This window comes from Dermatobacter hominis (genome assembly GCF_020715685.1).
Lineage (GTDB): Bacteria > Actinomycetota > Acidimicrobiia > Acidimicrobiales > Microtrichaceae > Dermatobacter > Dermatobacter hominis.
On the sequence record NZ_CP085840.1, the window covers coordinates 3,603,781 to 3,621,227 of the forward strand.

At 73.8% G+C, this 17,447-nt stretch carries 15 protein-coding genes; 11 read left to right on the plus strand and 4 right to left on the minus strand.

Features of this window, described 5'->3' with window-relative positions; all coding sequences use genetic code 11:
* Positions 1-5: 5 nt before the first annotated feature.
* Entirely contained in the window at positions 6-1,187 is a 1,182-nt protein-coding gene (locus tag LH044_RS16855; RefSeq protein ID WP_227756752.1) for a sulfotransferase family protein, read from the minus strand.
* A gap of 24 nt (positions 1,188-1,211) precedes the next feature.
* On the opposite strand from LH044_RS16855, the gene LH044_RS16860 reads away from it, so the two are divergent.
* From LH044_RS16860 to LH044_RS16870, 3 genes are all read left to right on the plus strand, one after another.
* Complete coding sequence (locus LH044_RS16860; RefSeq protein ID WP_227756753.1) at positions 1,212-1,667, plus strand: nuclear transport factor 2 family protein; 456 nt, start codon at positions 1,212-1,214, stop codon at positions 1,665-1,667.
* Between the two features lie 112 nt (positions 1,668-1,779).
* Positions 1,780-3,210 (plus strand): NAD(P)-binding protein, encoded by a 1,431-nt coding sequence (locus LH044_RS16865; protein ID WP_227756754.1) that lies wholly within the window; start codon positions 1,780-1,782, stop codon positions 3,208-3,210.
* Positions 3,211-3,308: 98 nt separating this feature from the next.
* Complete coding sequence (locus tag LH044_RS16870; protein ID WP_227756755.1) at positions 3,309-3,803, plus strand: DcrB-related protein; 495 nt, start codon at positions 3,309-3,311, stop codon at positions 3,801-3,803.
* 60 nt (positions 3,804-3,863) lie between these two features.
* On the opposite strand, the gene LH044_RS16875 is transcribed toward LH044_RS16870, so the two are convergent.
* A complete protein-coding gene (locus LH044_RS16875; RefSeq protein WP_227756756.1) occupies positions 3,864-4,334 on the minus strand; it encodes a hypothetical protein in 471 nt (156 codons plus the stop codon).
* 190 nt (positions 4,335-4,524) lie between these two features.
* Between LH044_RS16875 and LH044_RS16880 the strand changes: the two genes are divergently transcribed.
* The 5 genes from LH044_RS16880 (at position 4,525) to LH044_RS16900 (ending at position 10,288) form a co-directional block, all read left to right on the plus strand.
* Positions 4,525-5,805, plus strand: a complete 1,281-nt coding sequence (locus LH044_RS16880) for a cysteine peptidase family C39 domain-containing protein (RefSeq protein ID WP_227756757.1) — start codon at positions 4,525-4,527, stop codon at positions 5,803-5,805.
* A complete protein-coding gene (locus tag LH044_RS16885; protein WP_227756758.1) occupies positions 5,802-7,190 on the plus strand; it encodes a dynamin family protein in 1,389 nt (462 codons plus the stop codon). Before LH044_RS16880 ends, LH044_RS16885 begins: the two co-directional genes overlap by 4 nt.
* A 143-nt stretch (positions 7,191-7,333) precedes the next feature.
* Positions 7,334-7,867, plus strand: a complete 534-nt coding sequence (locus tag LH044_RS16890) for a nucleotide exchange factor GrpE (protein ID WP_227756759.1) — start codon at positions 7,334-7,336, stop codon at positions 7,865-7,867.
* On the plus strand, positions 7,864-9,720 hold the full coding sequence (locus LH044_RS16895; RefSeq protein WP_227756760.1) for a dynamin family protein: 1,857 nt from the start codon (positions 7,864-7,866) through the stop codon (positions 9,718-9,720). Before LH044_RS16890 ends, LH044_RS16895 begins: the two co-directional genes overlap by 4 nt.
* Positions 9,713-10,288, plus strand: coding sequence for a hypothetical protein (locus LH044_RS16900; RefSeq protein ID WP_227756761.1), 576 nt, complete (start codon positions 9,713-9,715; stop codon positions 10,286-10,288). Before LH044_RS16895 ends, LH044_RS16900 begins: the two co-directional genes overlap by 8 nt.
* 82 nt (positions 10,289-10,370) lie before the next feature.
* Here the strand turns inward: LH044_RS16900 and LH044_RS16905 are convergent, their stop codons facing one another.
* Both LH044_RS16905 and LH044_RS16910 read right to left on the minus strand, forming a co-directional pair.
* Positions 10,371-11,198, minus strand: coding sequence for an MSCRAMM family adhesin SdrC (locus tag LH044_RS16905; protein ID WP_227756762.1), 828 nt, complete (start codon positions 11,196-11,198; stop codon positions 10,371-10,373).
* 27 nt (positions 11,199-11,225) lie between these two features.
* Positions 11,226-11,804, minus strand: coding sequence for a hypothetical protein (locus LH044_RS16910; RefSeq protein WP_227756763.1), 579 nt, complete (start codon positions 11,802-11,804; stop codon positions 11,226-11,228).
* Between the two features lie 306 nt (positions 11,805-12,110).
* Between LH044_RS16910 and LH044_RS16915 the strand changes: the two genes are divergently transcribed.
* The 3 genes from LH044_RS16915 to LH044_RS16925 all read left to right on the plus strand — a co-directional run bounded on the left by LH044_RS16915 (position 12,111) and on the right by LH044_RS16925 (position 17,386).
* On the plus strand, positions 12,111-14,372 hold the full coding sequence (locus tag LH044_RS16915) for a LuxR C-terminal-related transcriptional regulator (protein WP_227756764.1): 2,262 nt from the start codon (positions 12,111-12,113) through the stop codon (positions 14,370-14,372).
* 140 nt (positions 14,373-14,512) lie between these two features.
* Positions 14,513-14,857 carry a hypothetical protein gene (locus LH044_RS16920; protein ID WP_227756765.1) on the plus strand — a complete coding sequence of 115 codons (345 nt, stop codon included), beginning with the start codon at positions 14,513-14,515 and terminating at the stop codon, positions 14,855-14,857.
* 6 nt (positions 14,858-14,863) lie between these two features.
* Complete coding sequence (locus LH044_RS16925) at positions 14,864-17,386, plus strand: Hsp70 family protein (RefSeq protein ID WP_227756766.1); 2,523 nt, start codon at positions 14,864-14,866, stop codon at positions 17,384-17,386.
* Positions 17,387-17,447: the final 61 nt, after the last annotated feature.

Here is a 17,447-nt window from a genome sequence, read left to right on the forward strand (position 1 = left end):
GGTGGTCAGCTCGTCGGTTGCAGGAAGGCGTCGCTGTAGTCGGCGAAGCGCTTCCGGATGCCCTCGGGCGAGAGGCCGAAGTCCGCCGGCTGGTAGCGGTGCACGGGCAGCGCCTCGCGGCGGCGGTCGTGGTCGAGCCAGGCCCCGAGCGCCTCCCGTGACGCGTCGGTCGCCGGCAGGTCGACCGCTGCGAGGATGCGCTCGACGGTCGCGGGTGGATCGGCGACCGCATCGGAGAAGCGGACGTCGGTGATGCGCTCGGCAGGGATCCGGGCCCGGGCCGCGAGCGCACGGTCGCAGGACCAGCCCATCCGCTCGAGCCACTGCCGGCCGACCTCGTCAGGGTCGACGTCGTCGCAGTGCATGCGCCACAGCGTCGCGTTGAGCGACGCTCCGGAGGTGATCACGTCCACCGGGTCCCGGTGGGAGTGGACGATGTGGGCGTCGGGGAACTCGGCCAGGAGGACGTCGAGGTAGCCGAGGTGCGAGGGCGTCTTGAGCACGAACGGCCGCAGCGGTTCGCCCCGTCGGCGCTTCTGCCACTGCAGCAGCTGGAGCATCAGCCGCAGCCACCGGTACGCCGGCGCGAAGTCCTGCTCGTCCACCCACGACCGGTAGGCCGGGACGTCGCACGAGGCCTCGGGGATGTGCGAGAGGAACGCGTCACCGAGGAACACGATCTCCTCCTCGGCCTCGTGCACGTAGGTGGGGTGGATCGCGAACAGCTCCGGCGCGAAGGTCCGCACCTGCTCCTCGCGGTCCTCGGCGTCGGCCACGCGGGGATCGGGCGCCGTCGGGTCCCAACCCGGACGCGGTGCCGGCTCCCCGACCTCCCATCCGTAGGCGCAGGTCAGTCGCGGGTCGCTCGCCAGCGCACGCTGGAGCAGCGTCGTGCCGGACCGCATCATGCCGACCACGACGATCGGTGCGCGGATCGGCTCCTCGAGGATCTCGGGGTGCTCGTGCCACCACCGCTCGGCGCGGGCCCGCTGCGAGAGGCTCTTGAGGAGCGTCCCTCGCCAGATCATCCGACCCATGTCGTTCAGCGACGCCGACCGCAGCGAGTCGAGCAGGGCTCGCAACGGGTCCAGGAACGGCTCCTCGCCCAGGTCGTCCGACCCGGCGATCCGCCGCGCCGAGGCGAGCAGCCGGTCCTCGTCGAACACGTCCCCCGGGTCCGATGCCACGGCGCATCACTACCATCCCGCCGCATGGCCGTGCCCGACCTCCAGCCCGCCGACGCCCGCGCGATCGAGAACCTGGTCTACGCGTACGCCGAGCGGATCGACGCCGGCGACCTGCCCGGCGTCGCCGAGCTGTTCCGCCACGGGCGGCTGATCCCCGCCCCGGGCGCCTCGTTGGAGGGCTCGGAGCAGGTGCTCGCGCTGTACGAGGGGTCGACCCGCCTCTACGAGGACGGCACACCACGGACGAAGCACGTCACCACCAACGTCGCGGTCGAGCTGGACGCGTCGGGCACGCCGTCCGCCCGGTCCTACTTCACCGTGCTCCAGCAGACCGAGGTCCTGCCGCTGCAGGCGATCATCGCGGGCCGCTACCACGACACGTTCCACCGCGTCGACGGCGACTGGTGCTTCCGCACCCGGGAGATGTTCGTCGACCTGACCGGCGACCTCAGCCAGCACCTGCTGTTCGACCTCCGCTGACGCCACGAGCGGCGCGCCGCGCGCGCGGCCGGGCCGGCCGCGCGCCGCCTCCGGTGATCGCGCGACGGCGGGGCACTACCGTCGTGGCGCGAAGTCCGGGAAGGGGGTCCGCATGGCTGATGTCGAGGTCGACTACCTGGTCGTCGGCGCCGGCGCGTCGGGCATGGCGTTCGTCGACGCGCTGGTCGCCGAGCGCGACGACTGCGACGTGCTGCTCGTCGACCGCCGCCACCGGCCCGGCGGCCACTGGCTCGACGCCTACCCGTTCGTCCGGCTCCACCAGCCCTCGGCGACCTACGGCGTCACCTCGCGACGGCTCGGCGAGGATCGCATCGACCGATCCGGACCCAACGCCGGCTTCTACGAGCGAGCGACGGCCGCCGAGATCGTCGGCTACTACGACGCCGTCCTCGAGCAGGTGCTGCTGCCGACGGGGCGCGTGCGGTTCGCCGGCCTGGTGGAGCACACCGCCGGTGCCGACGGGACGCACACGCTGCGGTCGCTGGTGACCGGTGACGAGCGGACCGTGCACGTGCGGCGCCGGCTCGTCGACGCCACCTACACCGAGTCGTCCATCCCGAAGACGCACACGCCCGGCTTCGCCATCGACGCCGGCGCGACGGTCGTGCCGCCCAACGACCTCGTCCTGCCCGGGGTCCCGCCGTCGGGCTACACCGTCATCGGTGGCGGGAAGACGGCGATGGACACCTGCGGGTGGCTGCTCGACATGGGGGTCGACCCCGACCGGATCCGATGGGTGCGATCCCGTGACGGCTGGTACTTCAACCGCGCCTACACCCAACCGGGCGAGCTGGTGGGATCGTTCATGCAGCTCCAGGCCCGGTGGATCGCCGCGGCCGCCGAGGCCGAGGACGCCCGGGACTTCGCGCACCGGCTCGAGGCGTCGGAGGTGTTCCTCCGCATCGATCCCGCCGTGGAGCCGACCGCCTTCCGGGGTGCGACCACGAGCGTGGCCGAGGTCGCGGCGCTGCGCTCGATCGACGACGTCGTGCGTCGGGGCCGAGTCCGGCAGGTCGCGGCGGATCGGATCACGTTCGACGACGGCGAGCTCCCCACGCCTCCCGGGCACGTCTACGTCGACTGCACCGCCGCAGGGGTGCGGCCCACCACGCCACGGCCGCTCTTCGCCCCCGGGCACCTCACGCTCGAGTACGTGACGCTCGGCTTCGTGCCGTGGGGAGCGGCGACGGTCGGCGCCGTCGAGGCGCTGGTCGACGGCGACGACGACCTGAAGAACCAGCTGTGCCCACCCGTCGTGTTCACGGGTCACGTCGATGACCTGCTGGCCTTCGCCGACGCCGGCATGCGTGGCCTCGGCGCCCGATCCACGGTCCCCGCGCTCGCGGCGTGGACCGAGGCGTGCCGGCTCAACCCGGCCCGGGGCGCCTCGGCGCACCTCGACGACCCCGCGGTCGCGGACGCGTTCGAGGTGATGGCGGCGAGCCTCTTCCCCGCGCTCGAGAACCTCGAGCGGCTCCTGGCGGCGACCGGGTCGGACCAGGCGCCCGCGCCGCTGTCCTGACGTCGGACCGCGTGCCGCACGATGGCACGATCCGGGGAGGTGTCCCCGCGCCCTCGCTCCGTACCGTCGCACGCGGTCGTCGATCGGATCGGAGCGCCATGTCGGAGCAGCGGTACCAGGGCACGATCGGCGTCACCGTCCCCGCAGGGTGGTTCGTGAAGGAGTCGATCACCCTGCTCGCCCCCTCCGGGCAGGCGAACGTCATCGTCTCGTCCGAACCGCTCGATCCGACGATCACGACGGCGCAGTACGCCGCCACCCAGGGCGAGCTGCTGCGCCGCGAGTTCCCCGGCTACGTGGAGCACCGCGTCGACGAGACGGGGGTCTTCGGGATGGACGGGTACCTGCGGCAGTTCGAGTGGACGCCCCCGGACGGCGTACGGGTGGCGCAGGTGCAGGCGTACGCCACGAGGGAGGGTCGCGGGTACACGGCGACGGGGACCGCACCGGCCACCGTGGCCGGGGAGCACATCCGGACGTTCCTCGACGTCCTGCGCTCGGTCGAGGTCGACGGTCCCACGAGGCCGTCCGGTGCGGGTTCCGGGGCGGGACCGCGCCGAGGCCCGCAGCGGTCGGTCACGTGGACCGGGTGATCGAACGCGCCATCGGAGCCTGGCGGTGTGCGGGCCGGCCCGTCAGGGGCTGCCCTGCCGTCACGCAGGGCTGGACTGCGCAGCGGCGAGCAGACGCCCGACGATGGCCTGCACGTCCTCCTGCCGATGGCGCTCCGTCGCGAACACCGGGGCCTCGACGGGCTTCCCGCCGTCGGACGCGGTGACGTACATCCGGTAGGACGACGCGATCGGCGTGCCGCCGGGGAAGAACACGTAGCTGATCGGCTGCAGGTGCACGGCGGTCACGTCCTCGACGCGGAACGAACGCCGGCGGAAGGGTCCGGACACGACGAGCGTCCCCGGCTCGGCCGACGCCTTCGTCATGAGCAGCGCGAAGGCGGCGCCGGCGAGGACGAGCACGGTGAGGCCCACGCCAAGGGCCGGCGACACGCCGAAGCCGATGGCCGGGACGAGGACGGCGGCGAACAGCAGGAGCTTGCCGTCGTTCGAGTTGAACACCCGTCGGAGGTAGAGGCCGATGGTCGGTCGGACCACGACGTGCTGCGACATCGCCAGCTCCCTTCTTCACGGCGATCGGTCGACGGTACGCATGAGCCCGCTCCCCGTCGCATCCCCGATCCGTGCCATCCGGGCGGCAGTGACGGGCGCACCGACATGGCACGATCCGAGGATTCCAGGTGGTCATGGCCGCTCGTACGGTGCAGGACGCAGCACTCGTCCGACCGGAAGGGGACCACAGATGTCGTTCGAGGACCAGATCGCAGACCTGGACGCCGTGGGCGTCGTGGACACGGATGGCGACGGTGTCGCCGACACGGTGATCGCCGACCTGGACGCCGACGGCGTGGCCGACGCGGCGGTCCACATCGACGCCGCGACCGGCGGGTACTCGATGCAGGAGGTGGCGGCCGACGGCTCGTCGGTGACCCTCGTCCACGACGCCGACGGCTCGATCGTCGAGGCGGCGTTCGTCGACCCCACCGGCGCGGTGGTCGAGATGAGCGGCGACGGCCTCGCCGACTTCCTCGACGGGTTCGGTGTCGGGGTGCAGGAGGACGCCCCCGTGGACGCACCCGTCGACGACGGCTCCGCCGGGACCGACGACGCGGTCGACGACGACGTGATCTCGCAGGTGCCGATCCAGACCGACCCCGACCTGTACACGACCACCGACGAGGTCACGTCCACCGACGCGTACCTCGAGTGGGAGGCCGGCTCCGGCGGATCGGACGACGTCGTGGGCGACGTGTCCGACGCCGACTTCTGGTTCCAGCAGTCGACCGGCTACACGTGCGCCCCGTCGGCGGCCACGCAGATCATCGAGGACTTCACCGGCGCCGCGCTCCCCAACGAGGTCGATGTCTCGGTGTACGCCGCCGAGCTCGGGTTGCTCAGCGACGACGGCATGACGATCGACGGGCTGGCGCAGGTGCTCACCGACCTGGGCGTGCCCTCCGAGACGCTGCACGACCAGACCTGGGACGATCTCGCCGGCTACCTCGACGAGGGCCGGTCCGTCGTGATGGCGGTCGATTCGGGCGACTACTGGCCCGGCTACGCGGACGAGACCGACGGGGTCGACCACGCCGTGCGGATCGTGGCGATCGACACCGAGCGGTGCGTGGCCGTCCTGTCCGACTCGGGCCATCCCGACGGCCACCAGCTCGAGGTGCCGCTCGACGCCCTCGACGAGGCCTGGAGCTCCCCGAGCGTCGACGAGTCCGGCGAGACGGTGTCCGACCGGACCCTCGTCGTGTCGGACCAGCCGGACCCGACGGTCGACGGCGACGTCGCCGACCCGTACGGGGAGCCGATGGACCAGGAGGTCCCCGATGTGGCGCAGGTCGGCGCCGGGTCGACGGCCGACGCGGGCGTCGACCCGTTCGCCGCCTCGGCGGACGCCGATGACGACGGCGGGAGCCCCTTCGGCGACGCGTTCTCCAACCCGCTCGGCTGGGTGATCGTGCCGGTGGTCCTGGCGGCGTCCAGGATCTTCTCGGCGGTCGCCTCGAAGCGGTGACGACCTCGGCGTCCTCCGTGGTGGCCGAGGGCCTGGCGTCCGTGCGCCCGGCCCTCGCTCCCGCGTCCGTCGAGCGGCTCGACCAGGTGTGCGCCCGCGCCGCCGAACCGCCGACCGTCGCGGTCGCCGGCCGGGTGTCGGCCGGCAAGTCGACCCTGGTCAACGCCGTCGTCGGCCGGCGGGTCGCACCGACCGACGCCGGCGAGTGCACCGAGATCGTGGCCCGTTTCCGGTTCGGACGGGCCGAGCACGTGGTCGTCCACGGTCGGGACGGGACGACCTCGGTGCGACGGCTCGACGACGACGGCCGCATCCCTGCGACGCTCGGCATGCCCGTGGCCGAGGTCGACCACATCGAGGTGCACCTCGCCAACCGGCGGCTGCGCGCGGTCGAGATCGTCGACACGCCGGGGGTCTCTTCGGCGTCCGGGGCGGGCGACCGCACCGAGCGGTACCTCGGCATCGATGACGTCAGCACGGCGGCGGTCGGGCGCGCCGATGCCGTCCTGTACCTGCTGACCCACACCGGTCGGACCGACGAGGCGACCGATCTCGCCTCGTTCGGCTCCGCCTCCGGGGGTCGCTCCGACGGCGCGATCGGGGTCCTGGGCAAGGCCGACCTCGTCGCCGGCGGCGATCGGGCGGCAGCGGAGGACCTGGCCGGCCGCCTGGCCGACCGCCTGCAGGGCTCCGTCCGCACCGTCCTGCCGTTGTGGACGCTCGTGGCCGAGGCGGTCTCGTGCGGCCGCCTCTCCGAGGACGACGCCCGCGCGGTCGTGGCCATCTCGGCGGTCGACACCACCACCCGTGAGCTGCTGCTCGCCGATGCGTCCCTGTTCGTGGACCTCGACGCCCCCGTCGACCGGGCGGCTCGCCAGCGCCTGCAGGACGTGCTCGGCCACACCGGCGCCGCTCGAGCGGTCGGGTTCGCGGCCGACGGCGCCCGTGGCGCGGCCCAGCTCGCGGACGCGTTGGACGCGATGTCCGGCCGAGCCGAGCTCGACCGGGCGCTTGTCGAGCTCACGGAGCGCGCCGACGTCCTGCGAGCCGCCCGCATGCTCGCGAGCGCCGACGCGATCGCGTACGGCGAGCCCGACGCCGCACCGCTCCGCGACGTGGTCGAGCAGCTCCGCGTCCGGCCGGAGCTCCACGTGCTCGACGAGACCACGGCGCTCGACGACCTCAGGTCGGGTCGGGCCCGCCTCCAGCCGGAGGTCGTCGACCGCGCCGTCGCCACGTTGGTCGAGCCGGCATCGGTGCCCGACATCGACGCGGCCATCGACCAGTGGCGGGAGGTCGAGGTGCTCTGCGGCGATCCGGTGGGGGAGCGGGTGGCCCGGACGGTCGGACGGACGCTGATGCTCCGGCGCCGAGGGGTGCGGTGATCGACGTGCGAGCTCCGTCCCTCGAACCCACGCCGCCCACACCGGTGGTGCCGGCCGGTGAGCCCGGTCCGAGCGCGCAACCGCAGCGGCCGGCCACGACCGAGCCGGGGGCCGAGCGGACGCCGACGACGACCGTGCCGGAGGTGCCCGCCACCGGGACCGACGATCGGGCGGTCGATGCGTCCGACGGCGTCGCCGTCCCGGTCGTGGGGGTCGGACTGCTCCTCGCACTCCTCGTCGGCCTCGCCGTCGGCTACGTCGTCCGCCTGCTCACCGCAGGCCCGGCGCCGTCGGGCACCCCGGACCACGCCGGGTCGTCGCCGGCGGCAGCGGACGCGGCGGTCGCCGATGCCCGGCGCCGGACCGCGGTGCTGGCCGACGCCCTCGCCGACGTCCGGGACCGGACCGACAACCGCGCGATCTCCGACCGGATCGGTGCGGCGCTCGACGCGGCCGGGTGGACGGCGGTCGACCCGACCGGCGGACCGTTCGATCCTGAGGTGCACCGGGCCGTCGATCGGGAGCTGACCGCGGACCCGGGTCGTCATGGCACGGTGGCGGCCACCGAACGGCTCGGCTACGCCGACGAGCTCGGCGGCACGGTTCGCCTCCCCGAGGTCATCGTCTTCCACCACGAACCGACCGGTCCCACCGGTCCGACGAGGAGCGGCGGGTGACCGGCCGGAGCGCCGACGCGCGCAACATCGACAACCTCAAGGCCAACGTCGGGAAGCTGCAGCAGAGCGCGGCCGAGCTCGCCGAGGGCCTCGGGGTCACGCTCGCCGAGGTGCCGGGCCCGGTCGCGAGCGCGGTGGCCGCGGTCGTGGTCGTCGGCGAGCCGAAGAACGGCAAGTCGTCGCTCGTGAACGCGCTGGTCCAGCACCCCGGGCTCTCGCCGGTCGACTACGCGATCGCCACTGCGACCTACATCGCGATCCGACACGGCGCCCCGGGCGCCGCCGTGTTCCCCGAGGGCCGGGATGACGCCGAGATCGTCCCGATCGACGAGCTCGCGGCCTGGACCTCCGTCGAGGGGCTCGCGGCCAACCCCCGAGCGCCGAAGGTGCCCCGCCCCGTCGAGGTCACCGTGGACGCGCCGATCCTCGAGCGCGTGACGCTGATCGACACGCCGGGGGTCGGCGGGTTCGACGGCAGCCACGACCGCGCCACCCTCGCGGCGCTCACGGGCGCCACCTCGCTGCTCTTCTGCGCCGACGGCTCCCGACCGCTGTCGGAGCCCGAGCTCGAGTTCCTCGCCCAGGCCACGGGTGCGATCGCCCGCGTGGCGTTCGTCCTCACGAAGGTCGACCAGAACCCGGGGTGGCGCGACGTGCTGGCGGACGACCTCGCCAGGATCGCCGAGCGCGCGCCGGCGTTCGCCGATGCACCGTGGTTCCCGGTCGCCGCTCCGCTCGCCGAGCGGTCCGTCGATCCGTCGCTCCCGGTCGAGGCGCGCCGGACGCTACGCGAGCGGTCGGGGATCGACGCGGTGGCGGACCACCTGGTCGGCGCGGTGGCCGGTCACCTGGACGAGCTGGTTGCCGCCAACACGGTCAAGCAGATCCGCCTGAACGGTGAGCTCCTGCTCGAGCGGGCGACCGAGCGCGTGCGGATGCTCGACGACCCCTCCGACGACGCCCGCCGGCAGCTCCAGTCGGAGCAGCACGAGCTCGATCGGCTCGCCTCGATCGAGGACACGTGGCGGACCGACCTCGAGCTCAGCCTCAACACCCTGCGGGGAGCAGAGATCAACCACCTCGACCGCGTGATGCGCGAGATCCAGGCGCTCGGCGAGCCGTTGGTGAAGCGCAAGGACGTGAGCGCCGAGGAGCTCACGTCGACGGTGAACGGTCGCCTGTCGACGGAGGCGGGCGCTGCGAGCGCCCGGATCGTCGAGGGGACCGACCGCCAGATCCGCGACATCATCGGGGACGCGATCGAGAGCCCCGCGTTCGCCGCCGCGATGGAGAAGGCGTTGGGCTCCGACGAGGTGGTGCGCCTGCGGGAGGGTCGGGACCTCGTCGCGGAGGGCCGGTTGCAGCCGGCGCAGACGATGCCGCTGATCATGACGGTGTCGAGCGGCTTCATGATCGCCAACTTCACCGGGCTCGGCGGTGCGTTCGGCGCCGTCACGACGGCGGGCCTGTCGTTCGTGCCGGGACTGGGCCTCGGGGTCGCTGCGGCCGCGACGGCCGTCATGTTCGCCCGACGCCAGTCGAAGCAGAACGAGCGGAACCAGTGGCTCCAGACGCGGCTGGCCGAGGCCAAGGTCGACCTCCAGACGGTGGTCGAGCAGCGGATCGCGAGCTCCAAGACGCTGGCGCTGCGCGCCGTCCGCGAGTGGATCCGCAGCCGCCAGTCGGAGCTGCGGTCCTCGATCGCCGCGCTGAACGCGCAGGTGCAGCGGGACGCAGCGGAACGGCAGTCGGCCGTCCAGGAGGCGCAGGCCCGGGTCGACGGGGTCGACGCGCTGCTGCGCACGTGCGACAACTACCTGGACCGGCTGGTGCAGGAGGGGATCGATGTCTGACGAGACGGGCGACCACCTGCCGCACCAGCCGGACTTCGTCACCGCCGCCGACTCGGCAGATCCCCTCCGCGATCCGCTGAACCCGGACGACGGCGATCCCGATCCGTTCGACTCGTCCGCGTTCGTGCCCGAGGGTCCCGACCCGCACCTGGCGGATGCCCCGCTCGCGGTCGACGACCCGGCGTGGGGTGACGACGGCTCCGAGGGCGTGCCGGAGTCTGCGCTCGAGCCGGATGGGCGCGACGACGGAGCGCTCGCGTCGGTGCCGGGACCGTCCGGCGAGGTCCCGGACGGCGACGACCCCACGACGGCCGCACCGGACGACGGGTGGTCCGACGGCGGCGAGCTCCGCTCCGCCGTCGACGCCGGCGGGTCGTCGTTCGAGGAGACCACCCACCTCGTGCTCGCGGCGCTCGTGCCGGTCGACGACGATGCCGGTGCCGCGGCCGGCCCGGCCCTCGAGGGGTGGGACGGGTCCGGCGTCGGGCTCGAGCCGACGGTCAGCGCGTGGGCGGTGCCCGTGATCGACCCCGATCCCGACTTCATCGACCTGGACCTCCTGGGCTGAGGCCGCGGCGCCCCCCGGACGCGCCGGTGGCGCCGGCCGGAGCCGGCGCCACCGTGCACCGCTGTGGTCGCGGAAGCCGAGCTCAGCGCTCGTCCGGGTCGAAGCGGTCGGCGTCGTACCCGTCGGAGCGGCCGTCGACGTCGCTGTCGTTCAGCTGGTCGGCGTACGGGTCCCGGTCGTAGCCGTCGGCCCGACCGTCGAAGTCCCGGTCGTGGATGTCGTCCGCGTTCGGGTCCCGGTCGTAGCCGTCGGCCCGACCGTCGAAGTCCCGGTCGTGGATGTCGTCCGCGTTCGGATCCCGGTCGTAGACGTCCGGCCGTCCGTCGAAGTCGCGATCGGCCCGCTGGTCCTCGTACGGGAACGGGTCGCTGCTGTCCGGCCGGCCGTCGAAGTCGTAGTCCCGGTCGACGTCGTCGCTCGGGCTGTACGGGTTCTCGAACACGACGGCGGACGACGACGGTGGCGCCGTGGGGTTGTACGGGTCGTGGAACACGACGCCCGGCGTCGGCGTCGGGGACGTCCCCGACTGGCCGGGGAGGGTCGACCACGACCCGGCATCGGCGACGCCGTCCTGGTTCGCGTCCACCACGACGGTGTCGTACACGCCGTCGAGGTCCTGGTCGAGCTGCCCCGACTCGACGAGGCCGTCCTGGTTCGCGTCGTACGCGATCCGGTCGATGGTCCCGTCGAGGTCGGTGTCGGCGGCCGCACCGTCGGTGATGCCGTCCTGGTTCTTGTCCAGCGCCCAGGTGTCGGCGGCGCCGTCACGGTTGGCGTCCATCGCGTACTCGTCGGCGATCCCGTCGGCGTTCGAGTCGATCCGCCACAGGTCGGTCGAGCCGTCGCAATCCTGGTCGACGGCCACCTGGTCGGCGATGCCGTCACCGTTCGTATCGAGGTTCGTGTCCACGTCGTCGCTCCTGTCGTCCAGCGGTGATCAGATGGTCCAGACCCGGGCCATGTCGGCCTTGGTCTGCGAGTAGGTCTCGGCGAAGTCGAGGAGGCGCTGCTTCTCCTCGGGGTCGGTCGTGCGCTCGGCCCGCTCGAGGATCGAGTCGAGCGTGTCGTCACCGCTCGAGAAGCCGCCGCCGTCGTCGGGCGCCGGGGCCGTCCCGGGTGCCGGTGCGAACGGGTCGCTCGCCGGCGCAGGGGCGGACCAGGCGCCGGTCGGGTCGGGTACGCCGTCGCGGTCGAGGTCCTGCTGGGTCGATTCGGCGATGCCGTCCTGGTTCGCATCGAGGTTCCACACGTCGGCCCGACCGTCGCCGTCCGTGTCGACCGCGATCTGGTCGGCGACCATGTCGCGGTTCGTGTCGATGTTCCACGTGTCGGCGACGCCGTCGCCGGTCGTGTCGATCGCCGACTGGTCGACGAGCCCGTCACCGTCGGTGTCGAAGTCGCTCACCGCCATCGGTGCGGTCGTCGGTTCGCAGCAGCCGTCCGCTGCTCCTGCATCGCAGTCCGCCTCGGCGGTGCCGTCCATGTCCGGGTCGCTGTAGGCATCGAGATCGCTCATCTGCCGCTCCTTCTCTCCTGGACCCGATCGGGTCTCGTCGAGCGTAAGAACGGGCAGGGCGGGCGGGCGTCCCCACATCGTGCCAACCGGTCCGGCGCCGCCGGGCCGCCATCCGTTCAGCGGGCGTTCAGCGGCCCGTCGTACCGTCCGGCCGCTGAGCTGGGAGGACCTGACGGTGTGGTCGACAGGACCGGACGCGCGAGGTGCGCGCCCCCACATGTGGAGCGGGACATCGTCGGGGGGGTCGGCGCGGCCGACGTCGTGCTGCCGACCCGCGGCGGGTGAGGGGATCAAGTGGCCACCCGGGTGATCGGTCGCACACGCGAGCTGGCCGCCGTCGAGGAGGCGCTGCAGGTGGGCGCCTCGGTGGTGCTGTGGGGGCCGCCGGGCATCGGTCGGTCGTCGATCGCCGCCGCGGCGACCGAGCGCAGCCGGCCGGCGGTCGGCCACGCGCTCGCCTCCCTCTCGTTCCGCCCCTACCTCGTCCTCGAGTCCGCGCTCGGGGCATCGGCGCCCGCGGTCGAGCAGGACGAGGTGGCGGCCTGGGCGGCGCAGCTCCTCGGTTCCCGGGTGCTCGTGGCCGAGGACGTCCACCTCGCGCACCCTGCGACGATCGCCGTGCTCGGTCGACTGGCCGCTCGCACGACCATCGTCATGACGGCGACGTCCGGCCACCCGAACAGCGACGCCGTGGCCGCCGCCCTGGACCGCTGGGGCGTGCTCGCTCCGCGCCCCGTCGACGTCGCGCCGCTCGACGGGGCCGACGCCCGCGAGCTCGTCGTCGGTCTCGCTCCGGCGATGTCCGAGTCGGAGGTCGACGAGGTGATCCGCTCGTCGGCGGGCATCCCGGCGTGGCTCGTGGCCGCCGCGCTCCGTCGGCACGACGAGCGCTCGGGTTCGGTCCTGCAGTCGATGGACGTCGCGGTGCGGACCGCCCTCGTCGTCGCCGCGGTGCTGGCGCGACCAGCCGCGCCGGAGCTGCTCGGCCCCGGGGTGGACGGACTCGTGGCCTGCGGCGCCGCGTCGATCGACGGGGCGGGCCGGTTGGTGGCCGTCTCGGCGTTGGCCCGAGCCGCCCTCGAGCGGGTGCCGCTCCAGGAGCGACGTCGGGTCCACGAGCTCCTCGCCGAGCGCCTCCCCGATCGTGCGGAGGCCGCCCGGCACCTCGCCGCCGCCGGCCGTCCGAGCGAGGCGGCTGCGCTCGCGATCGACGCGGCCGGGCGCTCGACGACCGTCGAGGAGCGGGCGGCCCACCTCGACTTCGCGGCCACCGTGGAACCGGAGCCGGCGACGATCGTCGACGCCGTGGGCGCCCTGCTGCTCGCCGGCGACCTGGCGTCGGCCACCAGGTGGGTCCCGAGGCTCGATCTCGCCGAACCCGCGCAGGCGCTGCTGACGGCGCGGGTGCACCGCTTCGCCGGAGCCGTCGCACCGGCGCGCGAGGCGGTCGGAGCCGGGCTCGCCGCGGCGCGACCCGGGACCTCGGTGTGGCGACGCCTGCTCGTCGAGGCCGCGTGGTCCGGTGCCGGCGCCGTCCCGCAGGAGCAGGTCCTCACGTCGTGCACCGGCACGCCCGAGGAGGCTGCGGCGTCCGTCGCGTGTGCGCTGGGCTCCGGCGGTCTCCTGGCATCCCCCGACGGGATCGACCTCACGGCGCTCGAGCCGCCGGAGCGGTTCCACGTCGGCCTGCAGGCCGCCCGGTCGCTGCTCCGCTCCGGCGATGGCGACGCTGCCGTCCGGATGGCCACGACGGTCGCCCAGCTCGCGCACGACGACGGCTTCTCCAACTGGGGGTCCGTGGCGCAGATCGAATCGGCGTGGTGTCGCTACCTGCTCTGCGGCGACGCCGATGCCATCGACGAGGTCACGCGCCTCCTCGGGGGGCTCCTGTCGGCGCAGGCGCGGGACCGAGCGCGTGCGCTGCTCCACCTCGGCACCGTCGACCGCGATCCGATCGGGGCGGTCGACGAGCGCTCGCCGAGCCCCTCGGAGCTGTGGGCCGCGATCTCGGCGGAGGCGTCGCTCGCCGTGGACGACCTGGAGCGGGCCACCGTCTCGTCGGCGATCGCCGGCGTCCCGCCTGCCGATCCCGTGACGTCGCTGCTCTCGGGCCCCGTGGCGGTGACCGCCTCAGCCCGTTGGGGCGTCCCCGCGGTCGGCCTCGCAGCGTTCCCGCTCCTCGAGGCCGAGGCGGCGGCGCTCGCGGCCGGCGACGAACGGGCGGTGGTCGAGGTCGCGGACCAGTGGCGTGACGTCGCCGTCCGAGGGGTGGTGCGGTGCCTGCTCCACTCGGGGGCTGCCGGTGCCAAGGAGCGGGCCGCCGAGATCGCGACCGAGGCCGGGCTCCTCCGGTGGGCGGCTCGGGCCGGCGCCCAGTCCGTCCGGGGCGACGGGGTCCTCACGGGCCGTGAACGGCAGATCCTCGAGCTCGTCGCCGCCGGATGCACCACGCCGATGATCTCCCGGCGCCTGGGCATCGCCGACTCGACCACGGAGTCCCACATCAAGAGCGCCAAGTCGAAGCTCGGCGTGTCGACCCGTGCGGGCGCGGTCGCCCGTCTCCGATGACGTTCCCGTCGCCCCAGGAGGGGCCGCTGCTGGTGCGCGATCCCGACGTGGGGTCCTGGCGGCACGCCGCGGAGGCGTCCGGCTGGTCCGTGGTCGAATCGTCCTGCCCGGACGAGCCATGGCACCTGAGGGGCACGTTGGTGTGCACCGCGGACCCGGTGACGGCCGCCATGGCGGTCCTGCGGGGCGGCGGCGCCGCGCTCCTGGCCGAGGTCCCGGTCGATGACCTCGACACGCTGCTCGCCGACGTCCAGCGAGTGGGCGGTCGGGTCCTCTCGGCGGCGGGCGACGCCGACGGACCGAGCGACACCGACCGGCTCCTGGCGGCGCTGGTCGACGGCGAGTCGGTCGGTGGGGCCGCCCGGAAGGCCCACATGAGCCTGCGGACCGCGCAGCGGCGCCTGGACGCGTTGCGGAAGACCTACGGGGTGACGACCACGGCGGGAGTCGTGGCGATGTGGACCAAGGAGCGACGAGATGGGTGACCGACGATGACGACGGGACCGAGCACGGACGGATCCGGGTGGGCGCTGGCGATCGACTTCGGCACCACCACCACGGCGGCGGCGATCGTCCGCGGCGCGGATGTGGCGCTGGTCCGCTTCTCGTCGACGACCCGCATGCCGTCGGGGGTCTTCGTCGACCCGGATCGAGGGCTGCTCGCCGCGACCGCCGCCGTCAACCGGGGCGGGGCCGATCCGGGCCGGTACGTCCGTACGCCGAAGCGGCACGTCGGCCGGGACGAGGAGCTCGTCGTCGGCGGCGACAGCGTCAGCGTCACGGAGCTCGTCGCGAAGGTCCTGGCGACCGTGGTGGCCGAGGCGACCAGCCAGGCCGGCGGCACGCCGCCCGACCACGTGGTGCTGACGCACCCGGCGCGCTGGGGCTCGCCGGCCCGGCAGGTCCTGCTCGACGCCGCCGCCGAGATCGGCATCGAGCCCGGCGCGGTGACCCTGGTGCCCGAGCCGGTGGCGGCGGGCCACGACGCCGCATCCGGTGGCAGGGGGTCCCACGTCGCGATCTACGACCTCGGTGGCGGCACGTTCGACGCCGTGGTCCTGTCCTGCGGAGAGGACGGCTCGTGGTCGATGGCGGGTCGGCCGGGCGGCATCGACCCGTTCGGCGGCGAGTCGATCGACGCCGCGCTGCACCGACACCTCATCGCGCAGGTGATGGACCTCGATCCCGCCGCCGGGCAGGCGATCGACACGCCCGCGACCGCGGCCGAGCGAGGTCTCGCCCGCACCTGGTGGCGTGACCTCCGGGCCCTGAAGGAGGACCTCTCCGAGTCGTCGAGCTGCTCGATCGCGGTGCCGGGCACCGGCCACTCGCTGCTCGTGACCCGTGAGGAGCTCGAGTCGCTGATCGAGGCCCCGCTCGCCCGCAGCGTCGACGAGTTCGAGCGGACGGTGCGCTCGGCCGACATCGAGCCGGACCAGCTCACCGAGGTCCTGCTGTGCGGTGACGCGTCGCGCATGCCGATCGTCGCCCGCATGGTCGCCGACCGGTTCGACCGGGTCACCGTCAGGTCCGCCGACGACCCCAAGGGCGTCGTCGCCCGCGGGGCCGTGCCGGCCGCGGCCACCGAGGCCGACCCGCTCCCGGAGCCGGTACCGGAGGGAGCGGACCCGGTGCCCGCGGAGACGGCCGAGTTCACGGCCGCATCCGCACCGATCGAGGTGGTCGGCGGCGCGGGGACCGGGTCGTCGCCGGCCTGGGTGATCGATCCCGACCCGACCGCGCCCGTCGCTCCCGTCGCGCCCACGCCGGTCGCGCCACCGGTCGTCGCGCCAGCGGTCGTCGCGCCGGCGCTCCAGCCCGGCGGCGACCACCGGGTGGCGCCGCCGGCTGCGGGCATCCCGATCATCGGCCCCGACGGCACCGTCCTCGACGTGGTCGCCTCCGGTGGCACCGTGGCGCCCGCCGGCCCGGTCCCGTCGTCCGAGGCAGGAGCGCCGCTCGGTCCCGCCACGGGCCCGGTGGTGCCGGCGGGCTCGGGCGACGGCGGCGGCGGGGGGTCGACCGGGAAGGGGAAGGTGCTCGCCCTGGTGGCGGTCATCCTCGTGGTCCTCGTCGGGGCGGGGATCGGCATCGCGGTCCTGTCGTCGACGGGCGGGGACGACACCGGCGACGGTGGGGGAGGGGGCGATCCGGGCGGTCAGGACCTCGCGCTCCTGAAGGCGCACTTCGGTCTGACGACCTCGGACGACTGCACGTTCACGGAGAGCCCGCCGACGGCGAAGTGCGGCGACGCCGGGCCGATCGAGATGCCCGGCGTGCAGGTCTCGGCAGCGTTCGGCAAGCACGCGTCGACGACCGACCTCGACCGCGACCTCGACCGGTACCGGCGCTCGATCCCGTCCGACGCCACCGTCTTCGCCGACGACCCCTACATCTCGGACGGCAACGCCGTCTCGTCGACGACGGCCGGCACGCTGCTCGCCTTCCAGGACAGCGACGAGGACGGCGACGTCGTCTACCGGATGGTCGCGACCGAGGAGGGCAGCGGCTACATCGTCGAGGTGATCAGCCCGGACTACGACGCCGCCGAGTGGACGCTGATCGATGCCGTGGGCGGCGCCAGCCTGCGTGACGCGGAGGAGGCGTTCGGGTCGACGTTCGGGCTGGACGAGTTCATCGGGTGCTGGCCGAACATCTCGATGCTGCTCGAGGACGGTGCCGTCACCTCCTACGACTGCTGGAGCACGTCGATGGGCGAGGGATCCCCCGAGATCCAGGCCGAGTTCCGAGAGGTCGCCGATGCCGGCGGGGCCGATGCCGTGCTCGGCGCGATCGCCGAGGCGAACCCGGGCGACGTCGTCGTCGAATCGGGCCAGTGGAACAGCGGCGGCGTCCCGCAGGGCTCCTTCTACAGCGTCACCCGGAGCGAGGACACCCGCTACCCGGCCCACATCTACTGGACCAACTCGGCGGAACCGGCGCTGCTCGGACACCTCATCGGGACCGACACGGCGACCCTGACCGACTTCTGGTCCGCGGCGGCGCTCCCGTGAGGCGCGGATGGCACGGATCGGGGATCCACGCCCCGGGGTGGGGCCCGTACCGTGCCGATCG